The organism is Streptomyces sp. NPDC002588, assembly GCF_040295925.1.
GTDB lineage: Bacteria > Actinomycetota > Actinomycetes > Streptomycetales > Streptomycetaceae > Streptomyces.
Genome location: NZ_JBEOWF010000019.1, coordinates 63782 through 84386, shown reverse-complemented (window position 1 = coordinate 84386; position 20605 = coordinate 63782). Strand labels below are relative to the sequence as shown.

Sequence of the window (20605 nt, the reverse complement as noted above, 5' to 3'; positions counted from 1 at the left end):
TGGCAGAGCAGCCGGCTGTTAACCGGCAGGTTACTGGTTCGAGTCCAGTCGGGGGAGCATCGTGAACGAGGACCCCTAAGGGGTCCTTTTTCATGTCGGTGTCACGCCGACGGGAACCGCGCAGGTCGCGGCGGGGTCTCCATGGTCATGCAAGGCCGACCAGCCGAAGCGTGAGATCGTATGAGCGGCTATGCTGCGGCAGACGGCGCGCACACGTGTACGCGACACGCCGCTATGGGGCGGTAGCTCAGCCGGTTAGAGCAGCGGACTCATAATCCGTCGGCCGTGGGTTCGAGTCCCACCCGCCCCACCACTCGCTACGCGAGGAGAAACCTTCTGACCAGGTACTTTCCTGGTCGGGGCGATGGTGTGAGGGTCCTGGCGCCCGTGATGATCATGATTTCATGATCGTCTGGACAAATTCTGGACGCCGATTCCGGTCAAGTCGGGCATAGTGCCCATGCGGTATTTCGTGTCGGCGTCGAACGGGTCTCCGCCGGCTCGCCCCGTGGCGGGAAGTGGCCCATGGGAACGCCCCGACATCCAGCGCACTTCCCTCGTGTGGGCTGTTTGTGATCGATGGCCACCCAATGTTGGTGATGTATCTTGGGTACATACATCGTGGATGTTGGAGGTGTCCGATGTCCGTCACGCAGATTGATCTCGACGACGAGGCGCTGGCCGAGGCCATGCGGCTCATGGGTGCCACGACGAAGAAGGAGACCGTCAACGCGGCCCTGCGGGACTACGTGGCGCGGATCAAGCGGCTTGAGGCTGCGGAGAAGCTGGTCGCGCGGGGTGAGCGTGGAGAGTTCGAGCAGGCCGCGGCGGCGCATGACGCGGAGAAGCGTGCGCGACGCGAGGCCTTCGAGTGATCACGTATCTGGTGGACACCTCGGCTCTCTGGCACCTGTTTCGCACCCCAGGCGCATTGCGGCCCTGGGAAGGACACATTGCCGCCGGGGTGTTCCACCTCTGCGAGCCGACACGTGCCGAATTTCTCTACTCGGCGACCAGCCCGTCCCATCGGGATGAGCTCGCAGAGGAACTGGACGCGCTCTGCTTGCTCTCTCCGGTACCGAAGAACGCCTGGCGTTGGGTCGACACCGCCCAGTACAAACTGACCCAGCAAGGCCAGCATCGGGCGGCTGGGGCGATCGATCTGTTGGTGTGTGCGACAGCTGTGCACCATGGGCACACTGTTCTCCACGTGGACAACGACTTCGCGACGGTGGCCGGAGTTCTCAAGGAAGTCCAGCAGCGAGACGCACGAGTCTGATCTTCTGGAGCCAGTTCACGCTGTCGGTCTGCAGGCCTCTCGATGATCGACGCCCCAAGCCATTGCAACAGAGCTGGGAACCTGGTCTGTCCTCTGAGCGCAGCCACCGCACCGTCCAAGCCGTGAGTCGTGCGGCAAGGTCGACTCCGCGAGTCGGGTCGGCAGTGCCGCGCTGAACTTGAGGCCGTTCAGCGCACGCGCATCCACTGCGGGAAGGCACAGCTGACCGGCGGCCTCCGAAACGGCCTTCCTCCATTCTCCGGATGTCGCGTCCTCGCGAAGGCGGATGCACGTGTCCGTTGGCCTCTGGAGGGGATCGGCGATCGTGGTGAGTGTGGCGGCCAGGGTGGCGTTGGCCCGGTAGCCGGCCCAGGTGCACCAGCGCACGTTGGTGTCGCGCCCGTGTTCTGGCCTGCACGGATGCCTTGGCGCGTGGCCAGGGAAGGCGCTGCAGGGGGACTCTGCGAGTGGCTGGGCGCCTGATTCGGGACGCTGGCAGGACGCAGGGGATCGGAAGGGGTTCCTCCTACCCGACACCGTGGTGGTGGGCGGTGCTGCTCTGGGCGCCGGCACCTGTGAAGAAACCCAGCCAGTTGATGTCGTCCTCGCTGCCCGTGGCGGATCCTCAGCCCGGCATCAGGCCCAGGCTGATCCAGTGCATGCCGCGCTGGGCGGCCAAAGTGGCGAATGGCCCAGCTGGATGCGGCGGGCGCGGTCGGTAGCCGGTCGGTGGGCCGTCCCGCGCCATCACCTCTGTCCCGTGTCATCGGTCGGGTAGCTGTGGGTAGCTGGATCGAGCCCCTGATCCGGCTGCCCGCTCGATGCGGTTACGCGCCCCGCGTGTAGGTGAGCCCGAGCTGCGCGCAGGCCAGGAGCGCCACCTCGATGTCCAGACGGTGTTCGGTGAGAGGGTGGCCGAGTATCTCCTCGGCCTTGCGCACGCGGTAGTGGACGGTGTTCTTGTGGACGTGCATCCTTGCGGCGGCGTCGGTGAAGCTGCCTCGTGCGTCGAGGAAGACCTGCACGGTTTCGCGCAGGCGGACTGTGGCCTCGTCGTCGCGCATGAGGTCACCGAGCACGCGTCCGGCCCAGGCTCTGACATCGGTGAGATGGTCGACGAGGAGGCCGGCCAGCCCGACCTGGGCATGAAGGAAGAGCGCACGACCGGGGGCGGCCCCGGTGGCGGCGACGTCACGGGCACGCTGCGCGTCACGGAACGTCTGCCGGAATCCGTCGAGTCCGGGAGACGGGTCACCGACGGCGACGCGGAGGACCGGGTGCCTGCCCAGTTCCTCTTCGAGCCGGTGGACGTCGAGGACCGGCTTTCCGGCGGAGGAGATCCACGCCCAGCAGGTCTGTTCGTCCGTGGAGATCGTCAGTGGGGCCTTGCCGGTTGCCGCGCCCAGTATCGCCGCGCTTGCCCGGAGCCCGGCCGCGGCCGGGGCGGGTGTACCGGGCTCGGCCCAGATGATGGCGGCCAGATGCCATCCGCGCAGCGAGGTCGAGAGCATCTTCTCGGCCGAGACCAGGTCGAGCCCTTCCGTGTCGAGCACGGCGCGGACCTGGGCGGCGCGGGCGGCGTCGGAGCGGGTGTCCCACCGTCTGCGTTCGTTCTCGTAGATGTCGATCAGGCCTTCGATGACCTGGTCGATGTAGCTGTTGACCAGGAGCGCCATCCGGCTGGTCGTGGCCAGCGCCTCGTCGGTGGAAAGCTCCAGGCGGCGCAGATAGGTCATGACCCACTGCACGAACATGTGTTCGCCGAGGCGGTAGGCGCGCAGCAGTGCCTCCAGCGAGAGGTCGTGCTGGGCGAAACGGCGTGCGTACTCCGCGGCGGCCGGCGGCACGGTGATGTCGTCGAGCGAGATGCTCAGCCTCAGCATGTCGAGGATGGCCGCCAGGTTCGACGCGGTGCTGGCGACCATGAGCCGCCGTACCGCGTCGTCGTGCCGGAACTCGGGGATGACGTGGACGAACATCGAGGTCATCTCGGTGGTGAGGCTCTCCAGATCGTCCTGGATGTACTTGGCGACATCCCGCACGGTCCCGTCCATGTCGGTGCTCATGGCTGACGGTAACCGGAAGCCCGGGGTCCGCGACAGGACTCGTCGCCATGTTCCCCTTCGTCGTTCCCGCCCGCCCGGTACCCGGCACCCTGTGCCTTTGTGACGGCGGCACAAAGCCGCCCTTCCAAGCTGGGACGACGGCCCATGGTCGGCCGGGTGCGCCGTTCCTACCTTTTCCTCACTGCCTCCGTCACGGTCGACTCAATGGTGAGGAAACGTGCAGCACATCGCCGAACTGTCGGATGTCAGGGCCGCGCGGAATCCCGCAGGGCCCTGCATTGCGGACGATCATGAACAGCTGGACAACCGGGCATTTCTCGCTCGCGTGCGGGCCGCGACGAAATTTCTGCGCACACGCGGAATCGGTGCGGGCGACGTGGTGGCGCTGATTCTGCCTAATCGCCTGGAGCTCGTCGTCCTCATGTTCGCGGCCTGGAATCTCGGAGCCGCGGTCACACCCGTGAATCCGGGACTTACCGACGCCGAGGCACGCCATCAGATCGAGGATTCCGGAGCGAAGGCGGTGATAACCGACAACGCTTCCCGCCCTGTCGGGACGCTCGACGTGTCCGAGGTGCCGCACGCGGAGCCCGGGGACGACGCGGACCCGGCGGACGCGGTCCCGCTCACCTCCGACTCCCTCGCCCTGATCATCTACACGAGCGGGACCACGGGCCGCCCGAAGGGCGTGATGCTCGACCACGCCAACATCGCCGCGATGTGCCGGATGATCATCGACGGTGTCGGTTTGAACGACAGCGACCACAGTCTCCTGGTCCTGCCGCTGTTCCATGTCAACGGGATCGTGGTGAGCGTGCTGTCGCCGCTGCTGGCGGGCGGGTGCACGACGATTGCCGGACGCTTCAGCGCCTCGACCTTCTTCGCCTCGGTCGAACGAGCCCGGCCCACCTATTTCTCCGCAGTGCCGGCGATCTACGCGATGCTGGTCGCGCTGGCCGACGACGTGCGGCCCGACACCTCCTCGCTGCGCCGCGCCATCTGCGGGGCGGCACCGATGCCCGCAGAGCTGATCGCCCGGTTCGAGCAGCGGTACGGAGTGCCGGTCGTCGAGGGGTACGGACTCTCCGAGGGCACCTGCGCCTCGACGCTGAACCCCCCGGCCGGCCTGCGCAAACCCGGCACGGTCGGGCTGTCACTGCCCGGACAGACGGTCGCGGTGATGGACGGCGAGCGTAACCTGCTGGACCCAGGGGCGGAGGGCGAGGTCGTGGTCCGGGGCCCGAACGTCATGCGCGGCTACCTCGGGCTGCCGGAAGAGACCGCCAGGACCGTCATCGACGGCTGGCTGCACACCGGCGACGTCGGGCGCTTCGACAGCGACGGCTATCTCGTCCTGGTCGACCGGATCAAGGACATGATCATCCGAGGCGGGGAGAACATCTACCCCAAGGAGATCGAGAACGTCCTGCACACCCATCCGGCGGTGCTGGAGGCGGCAGTGGTCGGGGCACCCGATCCGACGCTGGGCGAAGTCCCGGTCGCGCACGTCGTACTCCTGCCGGGAGCGGCGCTCACCGCCGACGAGCTCGTCGAACACTGCCGCGGCTCGCTGGCCCGGATCAAGGTGCCGGTGGCGGTCACAGTCACCGATGCGCTGCCGAGGAATCCGGTGGGGAAGATCGACAAACGACGCCTCCGCGCGTCGACGTCGAATTCGTAGAAATCACCCCTCAATTCACCCGGGCATTCTCGCGGGTGCGGTCCGGTGCGCCCGAAAAGCACCTGAGAACAGGGAATGAGAATCCGTAGGGAAAGGTGGCGGCAATGGGCTTCAAAACGGGCGACTTTCCTCCCGTCGAGCAGGTTACATTTCTGGATAAACCGCTTCGGGAGCGGCTGAAGGCGCTGTCCCTGCACTGGGTGGAATACGGCTTCGGCACACCGAAGATGATTCCGGCGACCTACGTCGTCAAGGTCCTCGTCCTCTACGTCCTCGGCGGTACGGCCTTGGCGACCTGGACCTCGGGCACCGGCCCCTTCTGGGACGTCACGCACTGGTGGGACGAACCGGTCGTCTACCAGAAGCTGGTGCTCTGGACGGTGTTTCTGGAAGCCGTCGGTGTCGCGGGCTCCTGGGGCCCGATCGCCGGCAAGTTCAAGCCGATGACCGGCGGGATCCTGTTCTGGGCCAGGCCGGGCACCATCCGGCTGCGGCCGTGGAAGCGGGTGCCGTTCACGCGCGGGGACCGCCGCACGGTGGGCGACGTCCTTCTCTATCTGGCCTTCCTGGGGTCCCTGCTGTCGGCCGTCCTGATGCCCGGCACTCCGAGCGCCTCGCTCACCGAGGCACTGCCGCACAACACCTCCGGGCTGGTGCGCCCGGCTCTGCTGGTGGTGCCGATCGTTCTGTATGTGCTGAACGGCCTGCGGGACAAGACGATCTTCCTGGCTGCCAGGGGTGAGCAGTATCTGCCGGCGTTGCTGTTCTTCGCCGTACTGCCGTTCACCGACATGATCATCGCGGCCAAGCTGCTGATCTGCGTGGTCTGGGTCGGCGCCGGGGTGTCGAAGTTCGGGCGGCACTTCACCCATGTCGTATCACCGATGGTCTCCAACAGTCCGTGCGTCCCGGCGAAATGGGTCAAGCGGCTGCACTACCGCGACTTCCCCCGCGACATCCGCCCGTCGAAGGTCGCGACCTTCATGGCACACGTCGGCGGTTCGACCGTGGAGATCGTCACCCCGCTGATGCTGCTGTTCTCCACGAACCATCGACTCACGCTCGCAGCGGTGGTGCTGATGGTCGTCTTCCACTTCTTCATCGTCTCCACGTTTCCGCTGGCCGTGCCGCTGGAGTGGAACCTGTTGTTCGCGTACCTCTCGGTCTTCCTGTTCCTCGGTTTCCCGGCCCAGGACGGCTACGGCGTCGGCGACATGTCCTCTCCTTGGCTGGCCGCCGCCCTCGCAGCCGGACTGCTGTTCTTCCCGGTCCTCGGCAACCTGCGCCCCGACCTGGTGTCGTTCCTGCCTTCGATGCGGCAGTACGCGGGCAACTGGGCCTCCGCACTGTGGGTATTCGCGCCCGGCGCGGAGGAGAAGCTGAACTCGCTGCCGCACCGCCCGACGAAGAACCAGGTCGACCAGCTCCAGGCGATGGGGTACCCGCCGGCAGTCGCCGAGATCACCATGCAGCAGACGATCGCCTGGCGATCCATGCACAGCCAGGGCCGTGGCCTGTTCTCGGTGCTGCTGAAGAACCTCCCCGATCTCGACCGACGGACCGTGCGCGAGGCGGAGTTCGGCTGCAACTCGCTGATCGGATTCAACTTCGGCGACGGCCATCTGCACAACATCGACCTCATCGACGCCGTGCAGGCCCGGATCGGATTCGCTCCCGGAGAGTGGATCGTCGTCTGGGTCGAGTCACAGCCCATCCATCGCGGAACTCAGAGCTACCAGGTGATCGACGCCGCCCTCGGTGTGATCGAGCGGGGCACATGGAAGGTCGCCGACGCGGTGAAGGAACAACCATGGCTCCCGAACGGCCCGATCCCGCTGAACGTCACCTTCACCCGCGAAGGGACGCCCACGGCATCGGCGGCATGCCCTCGTGTCGCGGAGGGACTGGCACCGTAGGGCACGGACAGAACACCTTCCGGAAAGGCAGAGCCACATGAGCACAGCGACCGTGGTGGGCGCCGGGCCCAACGGTCTGGCCGCGGCCGTCGTCCTGGCCCGGGCAGGCGTACAGGTCACGGTGCTGGAGGCGGCCGACCAGATCGGCGGCGGCACCCGCTCCGGTGAGGCGATCGTGCCCGGTCTGCTGCACGACCGCTGTTCGGCCGTCCACCCCATGGCCGTCGGCTCGTCGTTCCTGAACGAACTCGGCCTCGACCGCTACGGGTTGCGGTGGGCGTGGCCGGAGATCGACTGCGTGCATCCCCAGGACGGCGGCTCGGCCGGGGTGCTGCACCGTTCGGTGACCGAGACCGCGGCCGGTCTCGGCGCCGACGGACGGGTCTGGCGCCGACTGTTCGAGGGGCCCTCGGAGGCGTACGACGCCATCGCCGACGACATCATGGGCCCCCTCATGCGCCTTCCCCGGCATCCTGTCCGCCTCGCCCGCTTCGGCATACCGGCACTCGCCCCCGCGTCGCTGCTGGCGAAGGCCTTCAGGACCGAAGAGGCCAGAGCACTGTGGGGCGGAGTCGCCGCGCACGCCTTCCACCCACTGGAGCGACCGCTCAGCGCGAGCATCGGGCTGGGCATCCTCACCGCGGGCCACCGCCACGGCTGGGCGGTGGCCGAGGGAGGCTCACGACGCATCACCGACGCCATGGCGGCACTTCTGCTCGACCTCGGCGGAAAGATCGAGACGGGGGTACACGTGCGGTCGGTCGCCCAGCTTCCGCCCGCGGACGCGACCGTATGGGACGTGGCGCCCACGGCCCTGGCAGACATCCTCGGCGAACTGCTGCCGACACGGATCGCCCGCGCCTACCGGCGCTACCGCTACGGCCCGGGCGCGTTCAAGGTCGACTTCGCCGTCGAGGGCGGAGTCCCGTGGCAGGCCGAGCCGGCGCGGCAGGCCGGGACCGTGCACGTCGGCGGCACGTACGCCGAGATCGCGGCTACCGAGCGGGATATCCATGCCGGACGGATGCCCGAGAGACCGTTCGTCCTGGTCGGGCAGCAGTACCTGGCCGACCCGTCGCGGTCCGTCGGCGACGTCCACCCCGTGTGGTCCTACGCCCATGTCCCGAACGGCTACACCGGTGACGCGACCGCGGCGATCATCGCGCAGATCGAGCGATTCGCCCCCGGCTTCCGCGACCGGATCATCGGCACCGCAGTACGCACCACGCCCGGCTTCGCCGAGTACAACCCCAACTACGTCGGCGGCAACATCATGACCGGTGCCAAAGACATCCCCCAGCTCGTACTCGGCCCACGCCCCACGCTGCAGCCCTACGACACCGGGGTCCCCGGCCACTACCTGTGTTCCGCGGCCACCCCACCCGGCCCCGGCGCACACGGAATGTGCGGCGCCCATGCCGCCGAACGAGCACTGCGCCACCTGGGTGGTTGATCACCGACGCCCCTTGTGTCGACGAGTACCTGCTGGGTAGCCGGCATCCGCGCCATCGAGGTTGCCGTGGATCCACGGCTGGTGCTCGCACTCGAGCGAGGCGGACGGCTTCGGTGGCCGGCCGGCTGCCCTATGCAGGGCCTGCGTGGCCCTACGTCTCGGCAATCCATCGAAAGAGCCGCTGCGAGGGTGAAGCCTCTGCACGCGGTAAGCGAATCCGCTGCGTGCGAGTCAAAGACTTGCGCCCGAGCGGGGGCGATCGTCTCGCCACCCAGCTGGGCTCGTCCTTCAGGGACGTGTTCTGGACGCAGGTTGGACACAAGGATCGGCAAAGACCAGCAAGCGCCGAGAAGGACTGAGGCATCAAAACGCGTCTGACCTGGGAAAAACGGCCAGGATGAGCATTGATCGACAAGGGCCGCCAACATCCTCAAAGGACTCATAATCCGTCGGCCGTGGGTTCGAGTCCCACCCGCCCCACCTGTGCAGGCATTTGACCTGCGGAAACGTCTCATCAGGCGTGTGGATTCAGGAGTTTGGGCCGCGGGGCTGAATCCGTTGCTCGTGAGTTCGACTCCGCTGCCATCAGCGTTAGTTGAGGTCACTCTGACCTGCGCAGACGTATCAGCTCACGGCTGGAGGACGGCGTCGTGGGTGGGCTGTGCAAGCGTCTGGACGTCGCATTCTGGACGCTGGCTGGACACGAGGAGCCGGAATGCTGCCCGGTGACCTCGGGTGTCGGGAGACGGCCCAGGCCACCGCGGACCGACCGCCAGGCGGCCCGGGTCGGTCAGAAACTCGGTGCTCGTCGGTGCCGCGCGAGCTCTACTGCTTGAGGTCGATCGTGCGGACCGGCTGGCCTGTCGTGCGGGCGATGGTTTCGAAGTCGCGGTCGTCGTGGAGGAGGATGAGTCCCGCCTCTTCCGAGGCTGCGGCCACCAGCAGGTCGACGGGGCCCGTGCTGCGGTGTTCTCCCTTGGCGGTCAGCTGTTCCTGGATGATGCGGGAGCGTCGGTAGACGCCGTCGGGCATGGGGACCAGGCGTGGTGGGCGTCGAGGGCCGCCTTCAGGCAGCAACGCCAGATTCGTGAGCATCTCCCGCAGCCAGACGATGTCGGGTCCGCCCCCTCGCCCACCGGGTGGAGGTAGTGCCCGATCTCGTGGGAAACGAGCAGGTCCGCGAAGCTGCTGAGCGTGGTGGACGCCACCGCATCCCAGTCGTCGCGGTCCACGACATACAGGTCCGGTATCGCGAACTCTCCTGCCACTGTCTTCAGCCATCCGACCATCCGCTCGGCCTGGTCTGCGATCGACCGGCCCCGGACCGCTCCGCCCGGGCTCACATGGACCGGAAGCTCCAGCCTTCCAAATCTTCGAGTTGACCACGCACGAGCACTCCTCCGACTCCTTGGTGGTCAGTTCCGAATCTCAGGCCGGGACGCGCGCGGCGATTTCCGGCTTGAAGAGGGCCGCTGGTGAGTCCATCAGTTGGGTGACCCGGAGAAACGCGGTGGCCAGTACCGGATCCGCGACTGCGGCGGCGCGCAGGCGGTCCAGGTAGGCGCCCGGTTCCGGGTCGAGTGCGGATCGGTCGCCGACGGCGTCCGGGAAGCGCAGATCATTGACAGCGACCGTGGCCCACGGCACGTCGAGGACAGCTGCCGACTCGGTGAAGAACTGGTCAGCCACGTCTTCGGTGCCGTCTTTCAGCAGGCGGCCGAGGATGGTCGCCTCCAGTGCGGCCACGGTCATGCCCTGGCCGTAGATCGGACTGAACGAGCGCATCGCGTCGCCGGTGACCAGGAAGCCGGCCGGGAAACGAGTCATCCGGTCGTAGCGCCACCGGGTGCTTGCCGGGTAGCGCATCTTCACCGGGTCGCCGAGCGGGGCAGAGGTGCGCAGGAGCGTGGCGACATCCTGGCAGTCCAGCTCTGCCGCCCATGCGGCCATGCCGTCGTCGTCCATCGACGGGACCGCACCGAACGAGCCACTGATGCTGAGGGCCCAGGCGTCGTTCTCCTGGGCGAGGGCGAAACCACCGCGCGTACTTCCGGGGCAGGCGGCGATGGCGGTGCCGTATCGGCCGTCGGTGCTCTCACCGATGCCCGATGAAGCCCCGGTGACCAGCGCGATCTTGTTGCTCATGGGAAGCCGTTCCTGGCGGGCGGCGGGGATGTCAGGAACCGGCGCGACGGAATCCCGCTCGCGTCGCGGCGAAGGCGAGGGCGAACAGCCGCCCGCTGCTGACCATCGCCTCCGGCGAATGGGACGGCGGTGAGGGCCACAGCTGGGCACCTTACGAAGAACAGGCCGCCGCCTAGCTGTCGAGCCTGTCACACACCCTCCGCAGTCAGTGGCAGAAGTGCCGCCGCGTCACAAGCCGTTTGGGAGTCCCGCCCGCCCCACCTGCGCGGGCGCTACCGCGACTTCTGCGGGGTGGCAGTCAGTTGCGTGGTGGCTTCGGCCAGGAGGTTTCGGAGGGCCGGGTAGTCGATGGGGCGGGTGGTTCGGGTGCCCAGTTGGTCGAGGAGGGTGCGGGAGCGGGAGAGTTCGGAGAGCTCGAAGGCCGTGAGGGCCGGCGGGGCCGGAGCGGGGTGGATGCGCAGGAGGAGATCGGTCAGGGTGCGGGCGAGGTGTTCGGTGGTGGCACCGGTGGCGAGGCGGAGGTCGACGTTGACGATGCCCGAGCGCAGGCGCTGCTGGAGCTGCAGGGCCCGGGTGTAGGTCTCGTAGGCGGCGGGCGGGTCGATGGCGCGCTGAGCGGTGGCGAGTTGGAGGAGGACGTTGAACGCGTCGGTGTTGAAGCCGTCGCGCTGGAGGAGGGCGGCGGCTTCGTTCAGCGCATCGGCGGCCGCGGTGGGCTTGCCGTCGAGCCACAGCCGCATCCCCGTCGCGGCCTGCTGTCCGGCCCGGCCGCCGGGCAGGTTGGACAGGATGATCCTCGGCGGCCGGGTGGCATCGTCCCGCAACGGGCCCTGCCCCCGGGTGCGGGCGTCCAGGGCTTCCAGGTCGGCGAAGGTCATACGGTACTGACTGGCCGGGAACCTGGGCATTCCGGCGGCCCGCTGCTCGCGGTTGAGGATGCGGAAATCCGCCCAGCCGATGACGAGCCGATGCCGCTCCGCGCGCATCTGCTCCGCCTCTTCGAATTTGTCGGTCAACGTGGCGTACTCGGCGGCCAGCAGGAGCAGTGAGCTGCGCACGTACGGCACCAGCCCAGGCTGCTGGAGATGCTGCTTCAGCTCTGCCAGGGCCCGTTCCGGGACCGCCGGTTTGGTTCCCGCGGCGCGGGCGCCGATGAGTTCCACGCACAGGTTGTTGGCGCTGAGGTTGTGCAGGCCGTGCCGGGACCACAGGTCACGGACCTTGCGCTGGTCCTTCAACGCCCGTTCGTGACGGCCGACGATGAAGTCGAGGTGGAGACGGAACCGTATGAGGTGGGCCTCGGCGAGGTCCAGGGCGCGTCGCTGGGCGGGTGTGGGGTCGGAAAGTGCGCGCTTCGCCTCCACCAGCAGGCCCGACGCCGCGTTCAGCCAGGACTTGGCCGCTTGCCCGGGACGTTTCTCGGCCTTGAGAGCGCGGGCCAGCCCGGGATGTGGTTCGTGGCCCTGGGCCGCGGTCATCGCCTCGTCGCAGAGCGAGTGCACGAGGTTGAGGCGCGGATTCGTCTCCCCCCTCACGTCCTCCTCGATCCACAGGTCGGCGACCCTGCGCCGGTGGTCGGGCGTGCCGTTGACATACCTGTGCGCGTCGTACCTGCGGAAGATCCAGAGCGGCTGGTGCGTACTGATGTACAGGTGGTGGAGCTGGGAGCAGAGCTGGAAGAGCACGAGCCAGGCCGCGAACTCCGCGATGCCGCGGTCTTCCGAGAACAGCCCGGTGAGGAACACCGCCGAGCCCTTCTGGACGAGCGTCTGGTCGAGGCTGCCGGCGAGCCGTTGGAGCCCCCTGATCCGGAATACGGCGGCGGGGAGTGGGTGGTATTGGCAGGCGACCAGGCACAGCGCCACTACGACGTCGTACTCTCCCAGCCACGAGTGTCGGTGCCAGAAGGCGACGATCGACGGCATGAGGCTGCTTGAGCACGCTAGCGGCACGGCCACGAAGGCCCAGCACATGCCCCAGAAGTCCATCCAGAAGATCTTGCGGGCCCGCTCCAGGGGGCTCAGCACCTGCGCCGACGAGAGGTCGAGCAGGATCATGAGGGCGATCATCACCGCCGGGCCGATCAGGAGTGGGGCAGGGACGGCTGAGCCGTTGTCGACCGCTGTGACGGCGAGGAGGACGGTGAGCCCGGTGAAGCAGGGATAGAGCAAGAGCGGCAGGCGTAACAGACCCATGGGGCCATCGTGGAGGAATGCGGCCACAGCGCGCGAGATATTGTCAAACTCGGTCAACAGGACGCGCCCGTACGGGTACAGGGCCAGAATCGGGAGGGTGCGGACATCGACGGGCTGGCCGGCCCTGGGTATCGCCGTGCTCGGGTACCTCTGTGTGAAGACGGAACGCAGCGTTCGCCGGCGCAGACGCGGCAGAGTACAGGCGGCGTTCGAGGAGATCGCGGGCGTACCCGCTGCCCCTGACATGCGGTCGGCGGTGGTTTCCCTGTTGTTCGCCGTCGCGGGGTTCGCTCTTGCCTGGCTGGGGCGCGATCTGCCCTGGCCTGTGTCGGTCACGGCCGGTGCGGTCGTCGGCCTGGCCGGCCGGCCGGAGGCGGCGTGCGGAGTGGTGGTCGCGGGGATCCTGGGATCGGGCCGGGAGCAACTGCTCTGGGCCGCACTCTCGGTGCTCGTCGGTTACGGGATACGCCTGGTGCATCTTCCGATCGAGTGGTGGCGGTCCCCGGTGGCGAAGTTCGCCCGGATCTCTCAGTACGGCCTGTACATCCGGCCGCCATCGCTGGCAGACCGATTCTGGTGCCTTGTCACGCTGTTCACGGCCGCCGCGCCGATGGCGGGGGTGGCCGCCCCGGAACGTGACGGCTTGCTCCTCGCGGCGTGCGCCGCGGCGCTGTCCACTCAAATCTTCATACGCGACAAGGCCGTGGCACACGAGCATCGTTGGGGCCGTCGGACCCAACGGTTGATCATGGTGTTCGGCAACCTGGCGGCGGTGGTGGCGGCGGCCGGGCCCATGGGCGGCTGGTTCGCCTCCCACTGGTCGCAGACCGGGTTCCTGACGGGCTGGCAGGGCGGAGCACTGATCTGCGGTGTGGTGTTCGGGATCCGCGCGCTCTGGCCGTGGCGGCTGGGGGCGTTGACCGTGGTCTGGCTCTTCCCGTTCTGGGCGGTCGCGGTGTTCCATCCCGGGGCCGGAACGGCGGCCGCTCTGCTGCCGCTGCTGCTGGCCGAGACGGGCGTCGCCTGCTGCGTCGAGCCGCCGGTGGTGGCACGGGTCGTCGACCGGTTCGCGGCGTGGATGATCCAGCAGCGGGAGGAACGCCGGCTGGCGTTTCTCGGCTCGTGGCTGTACGACGGGTTCGTGCGCCATCCCGGTATGACGGACTTCGGGCTGGTCCGGCGGTACCTCGGCATAGCGGTGTACGCGGCGCGCGGTGGATTCGTACCGGGCCAGAGCACGTGCGTGGACAAGAATCCCGAGCTGATGAGGCCGTTGACCGGTCGGGCGGCGTTGCGCTGGACCGCCCTGGCCACCCAGGCACTCGCGCTGGTGGACAACGAGATCGCTCCGCGCGTCCCCGAGGAACCGCTGGGACGGGAGCGAAAGGTGGTCGAGGCCGAGCTCGTCCTCACGACGGCGATCGTGCTGACCTACGCCGAGGAATGGGAGGACGCCCTGCGCGAGTGGTGCGAGGCCGCCGACCGGTACAAGGCGCTCGGCATGCGTGCCGAGGAGGGCGTCTGCCGTGCCGGGGCGGCCCACCTGCTGGCCGGGGTGCTGGGCCGCACCGAGGACGCTCGGCGGCAACGCGCGAGGATCGACTCCCAGTTGCCGGAACCTGCGTGGGACGCGGTGGACCACCGGTTCCGCAACGTTCTGCATGCCCTGTCAGCCCACTGGCAGCAGGAGGCGGACGGGCCCCGAGTCGAGGCCTCGTGACAACGTGTCGAGATCGGCGGAGGGAACGGCGACGATGAGGGATTTCCTGTCCGGTACGTCCAGTGCCAGCCCGCTGACGGTGCCCTTCACGGTGTGGAGGCTCACCGCCTGCCCGCGCCGCACACCGACCGCCCTGACCGGCACCAGCAGAGCCACCCGGCCCGTCAGTGCCTTGCCGAGTCTCGGGCCCAGTTCGGACGGCCGTAGCGGCGCACCCCTGTCCACCGGTCTCACCGTGTAGCGCCCGCTGAGCCGTTCCGCCTGTCCGCCCGACAGGTCGGCCGCGACCAGCACATGGAACGCCGGAAGGTCACGCGCCGCGTGGACCGCCTCGTCCGTCCCCTGTACGGGCCCCACACCCGCCGCGGCCGCCCCGGCGAGGATGACCACACCGGTCAGCAGCGACCGGACGGGCAGCGTCCGCCCCGTATGCGCCGCGCCGGGGGCGACCGGCCCGGACTCGGGGCGGGACGGGACGGGCGGCGGGGGAGTGGCGGGCGGTGCGGCGGGCGCCGGGAGGGGGGCCGTGACCGGATCGGCCGGCGGGACGCGTACCTCGCCGTCCGGGTCGGGCCCGGACCACGGCTCTTGGGCCGTGGGATAGCGCAGGTCCTGGATCCGGTCCCAGTCGGGGCCACCCCTGTACCAGAGTTTGGTGAGCTGCTTCCATTGGGCGCTTTCCTCGGCGGGGCTGGTCGGCAGGCGCAGCCGCATCGCCTCGATCAACAGGAATCGGTGTACGTCGAAGGCGGCGCGGACGAGTTGCGCGTAGGGCCGGGCGGCCCGGACGGCCCAGCGGTAGCCCAAGACCGAGACCAGGGCACCGCCCCAGACGCAGTACGCGGCACCGGCGCCCGGCAGGACCGCGACGGCCAGGGCCCCGCCGACGACGGCGAACACCGCACCGAGGAAACTGACCATCACCCCCGTCTGCATGGCGGTCGCGGCCTGGGCGAATGACACCAGGAAGGGATCCGGCAGAACGGTGTAGAGCCTCGGCCACACCCTCCTCGCGTCCAGCCCGTACCGTTCGCCGTGCTCCTCCGCCGCGCGCAGGACATTGCCCAGGCGGGTCGGCAGGGTCTCCTTCGCTGTGCGCGGATACGTGAGGAACAGCTCCTCGTTCCCGGGCCGGGCACGTTGCGCCGCCAGATGCCGGGCGCGCAGTGCCGTACACAGTGGGCTCAGCATGCGCAGGTTTGGCCAGTGGCCTGCGTAACAGCGGACCAGGGCGGGCCGCACGACGGTGAGGAGCTGGCCCGCCAGCACCGTGAGCAGCACCAGTCCGAGGACGACGAGCCCCAGGGTCTCCCCGGTGAGCCCGTTCCACCAGGCCAGTGTTTTCCCCCAGCCTGCTCCGACCGCGGCGACCGTGCCGAGTGCGGCGAGGAACGCCGTCAGGGGCAGCCATACGGAGGTGAGCTGCCGCCGGTCGAGAAGGGCGACGGAGCCGTCGAGGAGCCCGCCCATCCGTCATCCCGTCCGGGAGTCGATGAGCAGATGACTCGGTTCGCCGGGGCACAGCATCTTGGAGACCGGGATCTCGTCCACCTCGGCGACCGTTCCGCAGACCTGGCACCTGACCCGGACCGGCTCGACGGGCGCCACGGGCTCCCCGTACAGCTCCCAGTCACCGTCCATGACGGTGCCGATGGCGTCGCCGTCCTCCTCCAGCGCCCGCAGGAGTTCGGTCTTGATCAGTGGCGCGTCCAGCAGCCCGATCAGCCGTCCCTCGTCGACGACGAGCACGGCCGGCAGCCCGTCGTTGATGAGTTCGAGCACGCCGGGCACCGCGGAGAGCGCGTTGACCGGGGCGTCCGGGCCGATCTCCACCGCGGGCCCACAGCCGGCGGGACCGACCACCCAGCGGTGACGCCCGGCGCCGTCGACCACGATGACCGTGTCGGGTGCGCTGTCCGGAGCGTCCTCCATCGTCGCCGTCCGGTAGACGGTCGCCATCAGCTCCGCGGCGGTCCTCATGCCGTTCCTTTCCTAGTGCCAGTCGCCGATGAGTACGAAAGCGGCCCAGTAGTACGGGTGCGCGTAGACAGGCTTGCCGAGCTTCGGCGCCGACCGGCCGCGGTGCGTCAACGCCCGCGCCCTGATCCCCTGGGCGTTCCGCTGAGCAGTCGGTTCGGTAACCGTCCTGAGGGCCCTGTCGCAGGCGGCGATTGCTCCGTCGAAGTCGCTGGCCATCAGCCGGATCCGCGCCTCGGCGACCAGCAGCCGAGCCTCGACATGGCCGGTCACCAGCGGCGCGAGGGACGCCAGGTAGGCCAGGACGTCGTCCGCAGTCGTCGCGCGAAGCCGGTCCTGGGCCCATCGGAGGGCGTCGATGGCGTGTTCACCCGATGCCAGACGGTCGTAGAAGTGGCCGAACAGGACGGTGGTCGCCAGCTCGTCGACCGTCCAGAGGCTGACCAAGACGGCGGGCGCACCCGCGTGCAGCAAGGAATAGACAAGGCCGAGCAGTTCGTCGCCCGGCCGGACCGCGGCGACGCCTGTCCGGCACGCGGCCAGCACGACGAGGGTGCCTGACAGCTTGAGCTTGAGGAAACGCTCGGCGGTGAACAGTCCGTCGGCAAGCTTCACACCCGAGCGCATCGGAGCGGTCGCGTCGAAAACGCCGTGCGCGCTGATGTGCAGGATGTCGGCCGGGCCGACATGGCGGACCAGCGCGCCGCTGACGGCGTCCTTGCCGGTGAGGTTCTCCGTCTTGAACAGACCGGTGAGCAGCTCCGCCTGCGCGGAACCGAACGTCAACGCCGGCCCGCCGGGCGGGTCGGCGACGACCAGGGCCCGCCGTCGCGCGCCGCCCCGGTTGTCCCGACAGTGCCGCAGCACCGAGGCGCTTGGGGCGTAGGCGACGGAATGCTCGGCCAGTGCAGAGCCGACGGCGTGCAGCGGGACCCGGTGCAGCGCGTCGTGCGGGACCAGCCACACGCGGTCGCCCGGCGTCAGCCGGTCCGCGACGGGCTCGACCAGGTCGGAGAGCAGCGGATCGGCCAACAGCCTCGAAGCCTCCTTCAGCGCCTCGGACCGCCGGGGCGCCGACTCGAGCATCTCGGTGAGCTCGGCCACGAGAGCCCGTATCCGGGCCAGGGGGTGCGGCACCATGACCAGCTCGGGCTCGGAGTCCTCCGGACCGGCGATCACGACAACGGCATGACTCTCCGTCAGAAAGTACTCAGCCAAGAGCATTCTTCCCCGTGTCCGGGTCACGTGCGTCCTCCCCCGCGTTGCCCGACGTGACGGCGCGCGTGCGTCCATCGGCGGAACGCTTGCTCTCATCATTCCGACTCCCGCCCCGTCATGCGGGCTCTTTTCCGGATCTGTCCTGCCGGCGCGGCCCGGAGGGGAGGGGGTTGGACGGTGCGGGGTGGGAACGATTTGCGCGTTTCGGTCGGTTGTCGTTGTGCGGATCGCTCTGGCCGGTCGCTCGCCTCCCTGGGGCACGTCTGATGCCGGGGACCGCGATGTCCGGGGCAAAACCGATGCCGGGCGTCGTCATCGCATGACGGATGAGCATCCTGGCAGCGGAAGGTGCCCGGAATAGTCTCTGATGCCCGATTGATGAGCATCACCACTCTTGGTGGGCCGATGAGTTGGGTACGGCTCTCTTGGGCTCCGGTCGACCGATGGGGGAGAGCCGTGGATCTGGTGGCGATCGTCGCAGCGGCGGTCATTGCGGGGGTGGCCGCAGGAATGCAGACGGGGGTGAGCGGGGTGGTCGCAGGCTGGTTCCGGCGAGACCAGCGGAATGCGGACGAGCAGCAGGGTCCCGAGGCGGGCGGTCCGGCAGACGGCGAGCCGGCTCAGGGAACGGGGCCGGTGCTGCAAGTCGACGGCTCCGTACATGCGGTGGGCGGGACGGACCCGCTCGCGTCCTCGGGGGGGAAGTATGCGGTGACTGTGGACAACAGCATCATACTGGGGATCGGTGACCACACCTCCGGGACGATCAATGCGGCGCCCGTTCAGAGCACTGCGCAGAGCTGACGTGCGGGCATGCGCATAGAGGGCCGGGTATCGAAGACGGTCATGGTGGTGTGCATCGGCGCTTGGCTTCTCGTCGTCACCAACCGTGTACGGCATGTCGTGCTGGGCGCGCTGACGGAGAGCCTCGTGAACATCGGTGTCGTGGTGGGCTGCGTCGTCGCGTCACTTTTCACGGGTGTCCTTGTGAAGTGCGGAGCCCGGGCAGTCCGGCACATGGTTGTCCGGCGCCGAACTGCGCGCGTCGACGGTGTGAAGGTGCGGAGGCGCGCCGCCGCCGCCGTACGGTCGGTTCTCGGAGTTCCGGCGCTGATGGCGCAGGGCCAGCTCCGGCTCACGTCCCGGACGACCGCCCGTCGTGGGTCGGAGGCAATGGTCGAGGACGAGGGCCGCAGCTCGTCGGCACAAACCGAAGACGACGTCTTCGGAGCAGGCATGCGTCCCTCCCGGCACCCCGCGCAGGTTATCGCCGCCTCGACCGTCAGGGCCCATGAAGAGGTCCCCACTCGGGTCGAGGAGGAAGGGACTTCGGCCCCACTTCCGACGGTGTTGGTGATCGGTTGCCGTGCCGTCCAAATCGGAGACCACAATTGGCAGTTCCTGCATTTCCGGTGCGAGCTGGAGGCTCAGCTGGACTTCACTCCCGTGCTGCGACGTTCCGACGTTCAGCAGGCCCTCGAGGAGCTGGCGCTCGATCCGGAGAACAGCGAACTGCGCGACCGGGTGATGAGTCAACTGTGTCGTCGCTGGGAGTTCTTCGGATCGAAGGCGCTGGAACTGAGGCGGGTAGAGCGTGTGAAGGGCCCTGCAGGAGCGCGGATAACCCCCGGTGAAAGGGTCTTGGACTCGCTGTGCGAACCGGACACCGGAAGCATTGTGGTCGTCCGGGATTGCGAGGGGGTGCAGATCGGGGACCACTCGCGGCAGACTGCCGAATTCGCCTATGTCTGCAAGCGGCCGAAGCTCAGCGAGACCACGTTGCTCAGGGAGAACCCGGCCGTCGCCGGCGCACTCGTGGACATAATGATCGGTCGTGCGGAACCCGGCCCGGGCGACGCCCTGCACAGGGAGGTCGAGCTGGCCCTGCGCTCGTACGGCGTTCATTTCACCGAACCCGGCAAGGTGATCCAGGGACCCAACACGACCATCGTGACGGGCGCCGAGGGCATGGCTTTTGGCCGGGAAAACCACGTGGTCCGCTCCGAGGAAGTCCACCCGCTACCCCGCATGCCGTCGATTGCCGCCGAACGCGCTCGTATTGGGCGTCGAGTCGTCAGGGTGGAGATGGATCGGCTCGACGACGATGCGAGCGTGGCGACGACATCGGACGCGCCGCATCTGGACGGGGCCGCGGACTTGAACGCGATGGGCTCACCCGTAGCGGACGCAGGGGATGGGTTGTCTTCCCCCGGGCTTGGAGGGGGTTGGTTCTGACCTCGCCGTTTCGCTCAAGTGCGCCGGCCGTTGAGGCGTAAAGGCGAAAGCGCCTTCCTGACTTGGGACGATGGCTGAGGTGCTCTGTCGGTCCAGGCGGAGGGCACGTCCTACGTGCAGGGGACGGATTGCGTCCCAAGGTCCAGGTCATGCCGATGGTTCGGGAACGGTCGGGGATGTCGGTGTACGGCCGCGTAGCTGGCTGCCAGAGGGCTTACGGGTTCTGCGTGTGGCGCATAACATCGCAGCGGAGCGTTTCGAGATCGCCGACCGCGTCGCCCATCCCCCAATGAGGCAGATCGCCCGCCACGGACAGGCGCGTGAACTAGGGCGGTCGCAGGGTGTCCGTGAAGGTCGGCCCGCCTGAGTCTTGGACAAAACAATGCTGGCCATAGAGGCTCCGTCCCCACTTCCGGGGCGGAGCTCTGCGCGTTGGAAGGGTGATCCGCTGCGGGGGGATCGGAGCGTGCTCGGCGAGAGGCTGCACGCGGTGTCTCCTGACCGGCAGAGGTCATTCTGCGTTCGCCAGGATGTCGGCCAGTGCCGCGACGGCGTCGTGTGCGTCGGGGCCGGTAGCCCGTACGGTCACGGTGTTTCCGGCGGTGGCGCCCAACCCCATTACACCGAGCACGCCGGTGGGGTTGATGGTCTTGCCTTTGTGGTCCAGCTCGATGGTGAGCCAATGAACCCCCTCAGCTGCGCAGCTTCAAATCACGCACT

Annotated in this window: 15 protein-coding genes, 2 tRNA genes and 2 pseudogenes (1 of these 19 only partly in view); 10 read left to right on the top strand and 9 right to left on the bottom strand. The window is 68.4% G+C overall.

The window, feature by feature from the left end:
• The 4 genes from ABT057_RS22740 to ABT057_RS22725 all read left to right on the top strand — a co-directional run.
• Positions 1-57: transfer RNA gene (locus ABT057_RS22740), tRNA-Asn, on the top strand (it extends 116 nt beyond the left edge of the window).
• Positions 58-236: 179 nt separating this feature from the next.
• Positions 237-313, top strand: a tRNA-Ile gene (locus ABT057_RS22735).
• Between the two features lie 328 nt (positions 314-641).
• Positions 642-875 (top strand): type II toxin-antitoxin system VapB family antitoxin, encoded by a 234-nt coding sequence (locus tag ABT057_RS22730; RefSeq protein WP_352345202.1) that lies wholly within the window; start codon positions 642-644, stop codon positions 873-875.
• Positions 872-1279, top strand: coding sequence for a PIN domain nuclease (locus ABT057_RS22725; protein WP_352345200.1), 408 nt, complete (start codon positions 872-874; stop codon positions 1277-1279). Before ABT057_RS22730 ends, ABT057_RS22725 begins: the two co-directional genes overlap by 4 nt.
• A 553-nt stretch (positions 1280-1832) precedes the next feature.
• On the opposite strand, the pseudogene ABT057_RS22720 reads toward ABT057_RS22725, so the two are convergent.
• Both ABT057_RS22720 and ABT057_RS22715 read right to left on the bottom strand, forming a co-directional pair.
• Positions 1833-1967 (bottom strand): annotated as a pseudogene (locus tag ABT057_RS22720) (NADPH-dependent FMN reductase); the annotation flags it as partial.
• Positions 1968-2106: 139 nt separating this feature from the next.
• On the bottom strand, positions 2107-3345 hold the full coding sequence (locus ABT057_RS22715) for an RsbRD N-terminal domain-containing protein (RefSeq protein ID WP_352345198.1): 1239 nt from the start codon (positions 3343-3345) through the stop codon (positions 2107-2109).
• A gap of 217 nt (positions 3346-3562) precedes the next feature.
• Between ABT057_RS22715 and ABT057_RS22710 the strand changes: the two genes are divergently transcribed.
• The 3 genes from ABT057_RS22710 (at position 3563) to ABT057_RS22700 (ending at position 8395) form a co-directional block, all read left to right on the top strand.
• Entirely contained in the window at positions 3563-5026 is a 1464-nt protein-coding gene (locus tag ABT057_RS22710) for a class I adenylate-forming enzyme family protein (RefSeq protein WP_352345196.1), read from the top strand.
• 104 nt (positions 5027-5130) lie between these two features.
• Positions 5131-6942, top strand: coding sequence for a DUF3556 domain-containing protein (locus ABT057_RS22705; protein WP_352345194.1), 1812 nt, complete (start codon positions 5131-5133; stop codon positions 6940-6942).
• Positions 6943-6979: 37 nt separating this feature from the next.
• Positions 6980-8395 carry a phytoene desaturase family protein gene (locus ABT057_RS22700; protein WP_352345192.1) on the top strand — a complete coding sequence of 472 codons (1416 nt, stop codon included), beginning with the start codon at positions 6980-6982 and terminating at the stop codon, positions 8393-8395.
• A gap of 825 nt (positions 8396-9220) precedes the next feature.
• Here ABT057_RS22700 and ABT057_RS22695 read toward each other — a convergent pair.
• The 3 genes and pseudogenes from ABT057_RS22695 to ABT057_RS22685 all read right to left on the bottom strand — a co-directional run.
• A pseudogene (locus ABT057_RS22695) lies at positions 9221-9430 on the bottom strand (PIN domain-containing protein); the annotation flags it as partial.
• A gap of 393 nt (positions 9431-9823) precedes the next feature.
• Entirely contained in the window at positions 9824-10540 is a 717-nt protein-coding gene (locus ABT057_RS22690; protein WP_352345188.1) for a hypothetical protein, read from the bottom strand.
• A 272-nt stretch (positions 10541-10812) separates the two neighbouring features.
• A complete protein-coding gene (locus ABT057_RS22685) occupies positions 10813-12735 on the bottom strand; it encodes a hypothetical protein (RefSeq protein WP_352345186.1) in 1923 nt (640 codons plus the stop codon).
• 97 nt (positions 12736-12832) lie between these two features.
• Here ABT057_RS22685 and ABT057_RS22680 point away from each other — a divergent pair, with 97 nt between their 5' ends.
• Positions 12833-14455 (top strand): hypothetical protein, encoded by a 1623-nt coding sequence (locus ABT057_RS22680; RefSeq protein ID WP_352345184.1) that lies wholly within the window; start codon positions 12833-12835, stop codon positions 14453-14455.
• On the opposite strand, the gene ABT057_RS22675 is transcribed toward ABT057_RS22680, so the two are convergent.
• From ABT057_RS22675 to ABT057_RS22665, 3 genes are read right to left on the bottom strand one after another with little or no spacing between them, the layout of a single operon-like run.
• The gene (locus tag ABT057_RS22675; protein WP_352345182.1) at positions 14405-15925 is read right to left on the bottom strand and encodes a hypothetical protein; all 1521 of its coding nucleotides are present in this window, start codon (positions 15923-15925) and stop codon (positions 14405-14407) included. The genes ABT057_RS22680 and ABT057_RS22675 overlap by 51 nt on opposite strands.
• A 3-nt stretch (positions 15926-15928) precedes the next feature.
• A complete protein-coding gene (locus ABT057_RS22670) occupies positions 15929-16435 on the bottom strand; it encodes a hypothetical protein (protein WP_352345180.1) in 507 nt (168 codons plus the stop codon).
• Positions 16436-16447: 12 nt separating this feature from the next.
• Positions 16448-17650, bottom strand: coding sequence for a CHAT domain-containing protein (locus ABT057_RS22665; RefSeq protein ID WP_352345178.1), 1203 nt, complete (start codon positions 17648-17650; stop codon positions 16448-16450).
• Positions 17651-18106: 456 nt separating this feature from the next.
• Between ABT057_RS22665 and ABT057_RS22660 the strand changes: the two genes are divergently transcribed.
• The gene (locus ABT057_RS22660; protein WP_352345176.1) at positions 18107-18454 is read left to right on the top strand and encodes a hypothetical protein; all 348 of its coding nucleotides are present in this window, start codon (positions 18107-18109) and stop codon (positions 18452-18454) included.
• Positions 18455-18463: 9 nt separating this feature from the next.
• On the top strand, positions 18464-19885 hold the full coding sequence (locus tag ABT057_RS22655) for an RIP homotypic interaction motif-containing protein (protein WP_352345174.1): 1422 nt from the start codon (positions 18464-18466) through the stop codon (positions 19883-19885).
• Between the two features lie 511 nt (positions 19886-20396).
• Here ABT057_RS22655 and ABT057_RS22650 read toward each other — a convergent pair.
• On the bottom strand, positions 20397-20552 hold the full coding sequence (locus tag ABT057_RS22650; protein ID WP_352345378.1) for an HPr family phosphocarrier protein: 156 nt from the start codon (positions 20550-20552) through the stop codon (positions 20397-20399).
• Between the last annotated feature and the right edge of the window lie 53 nt (positions 20553-20605).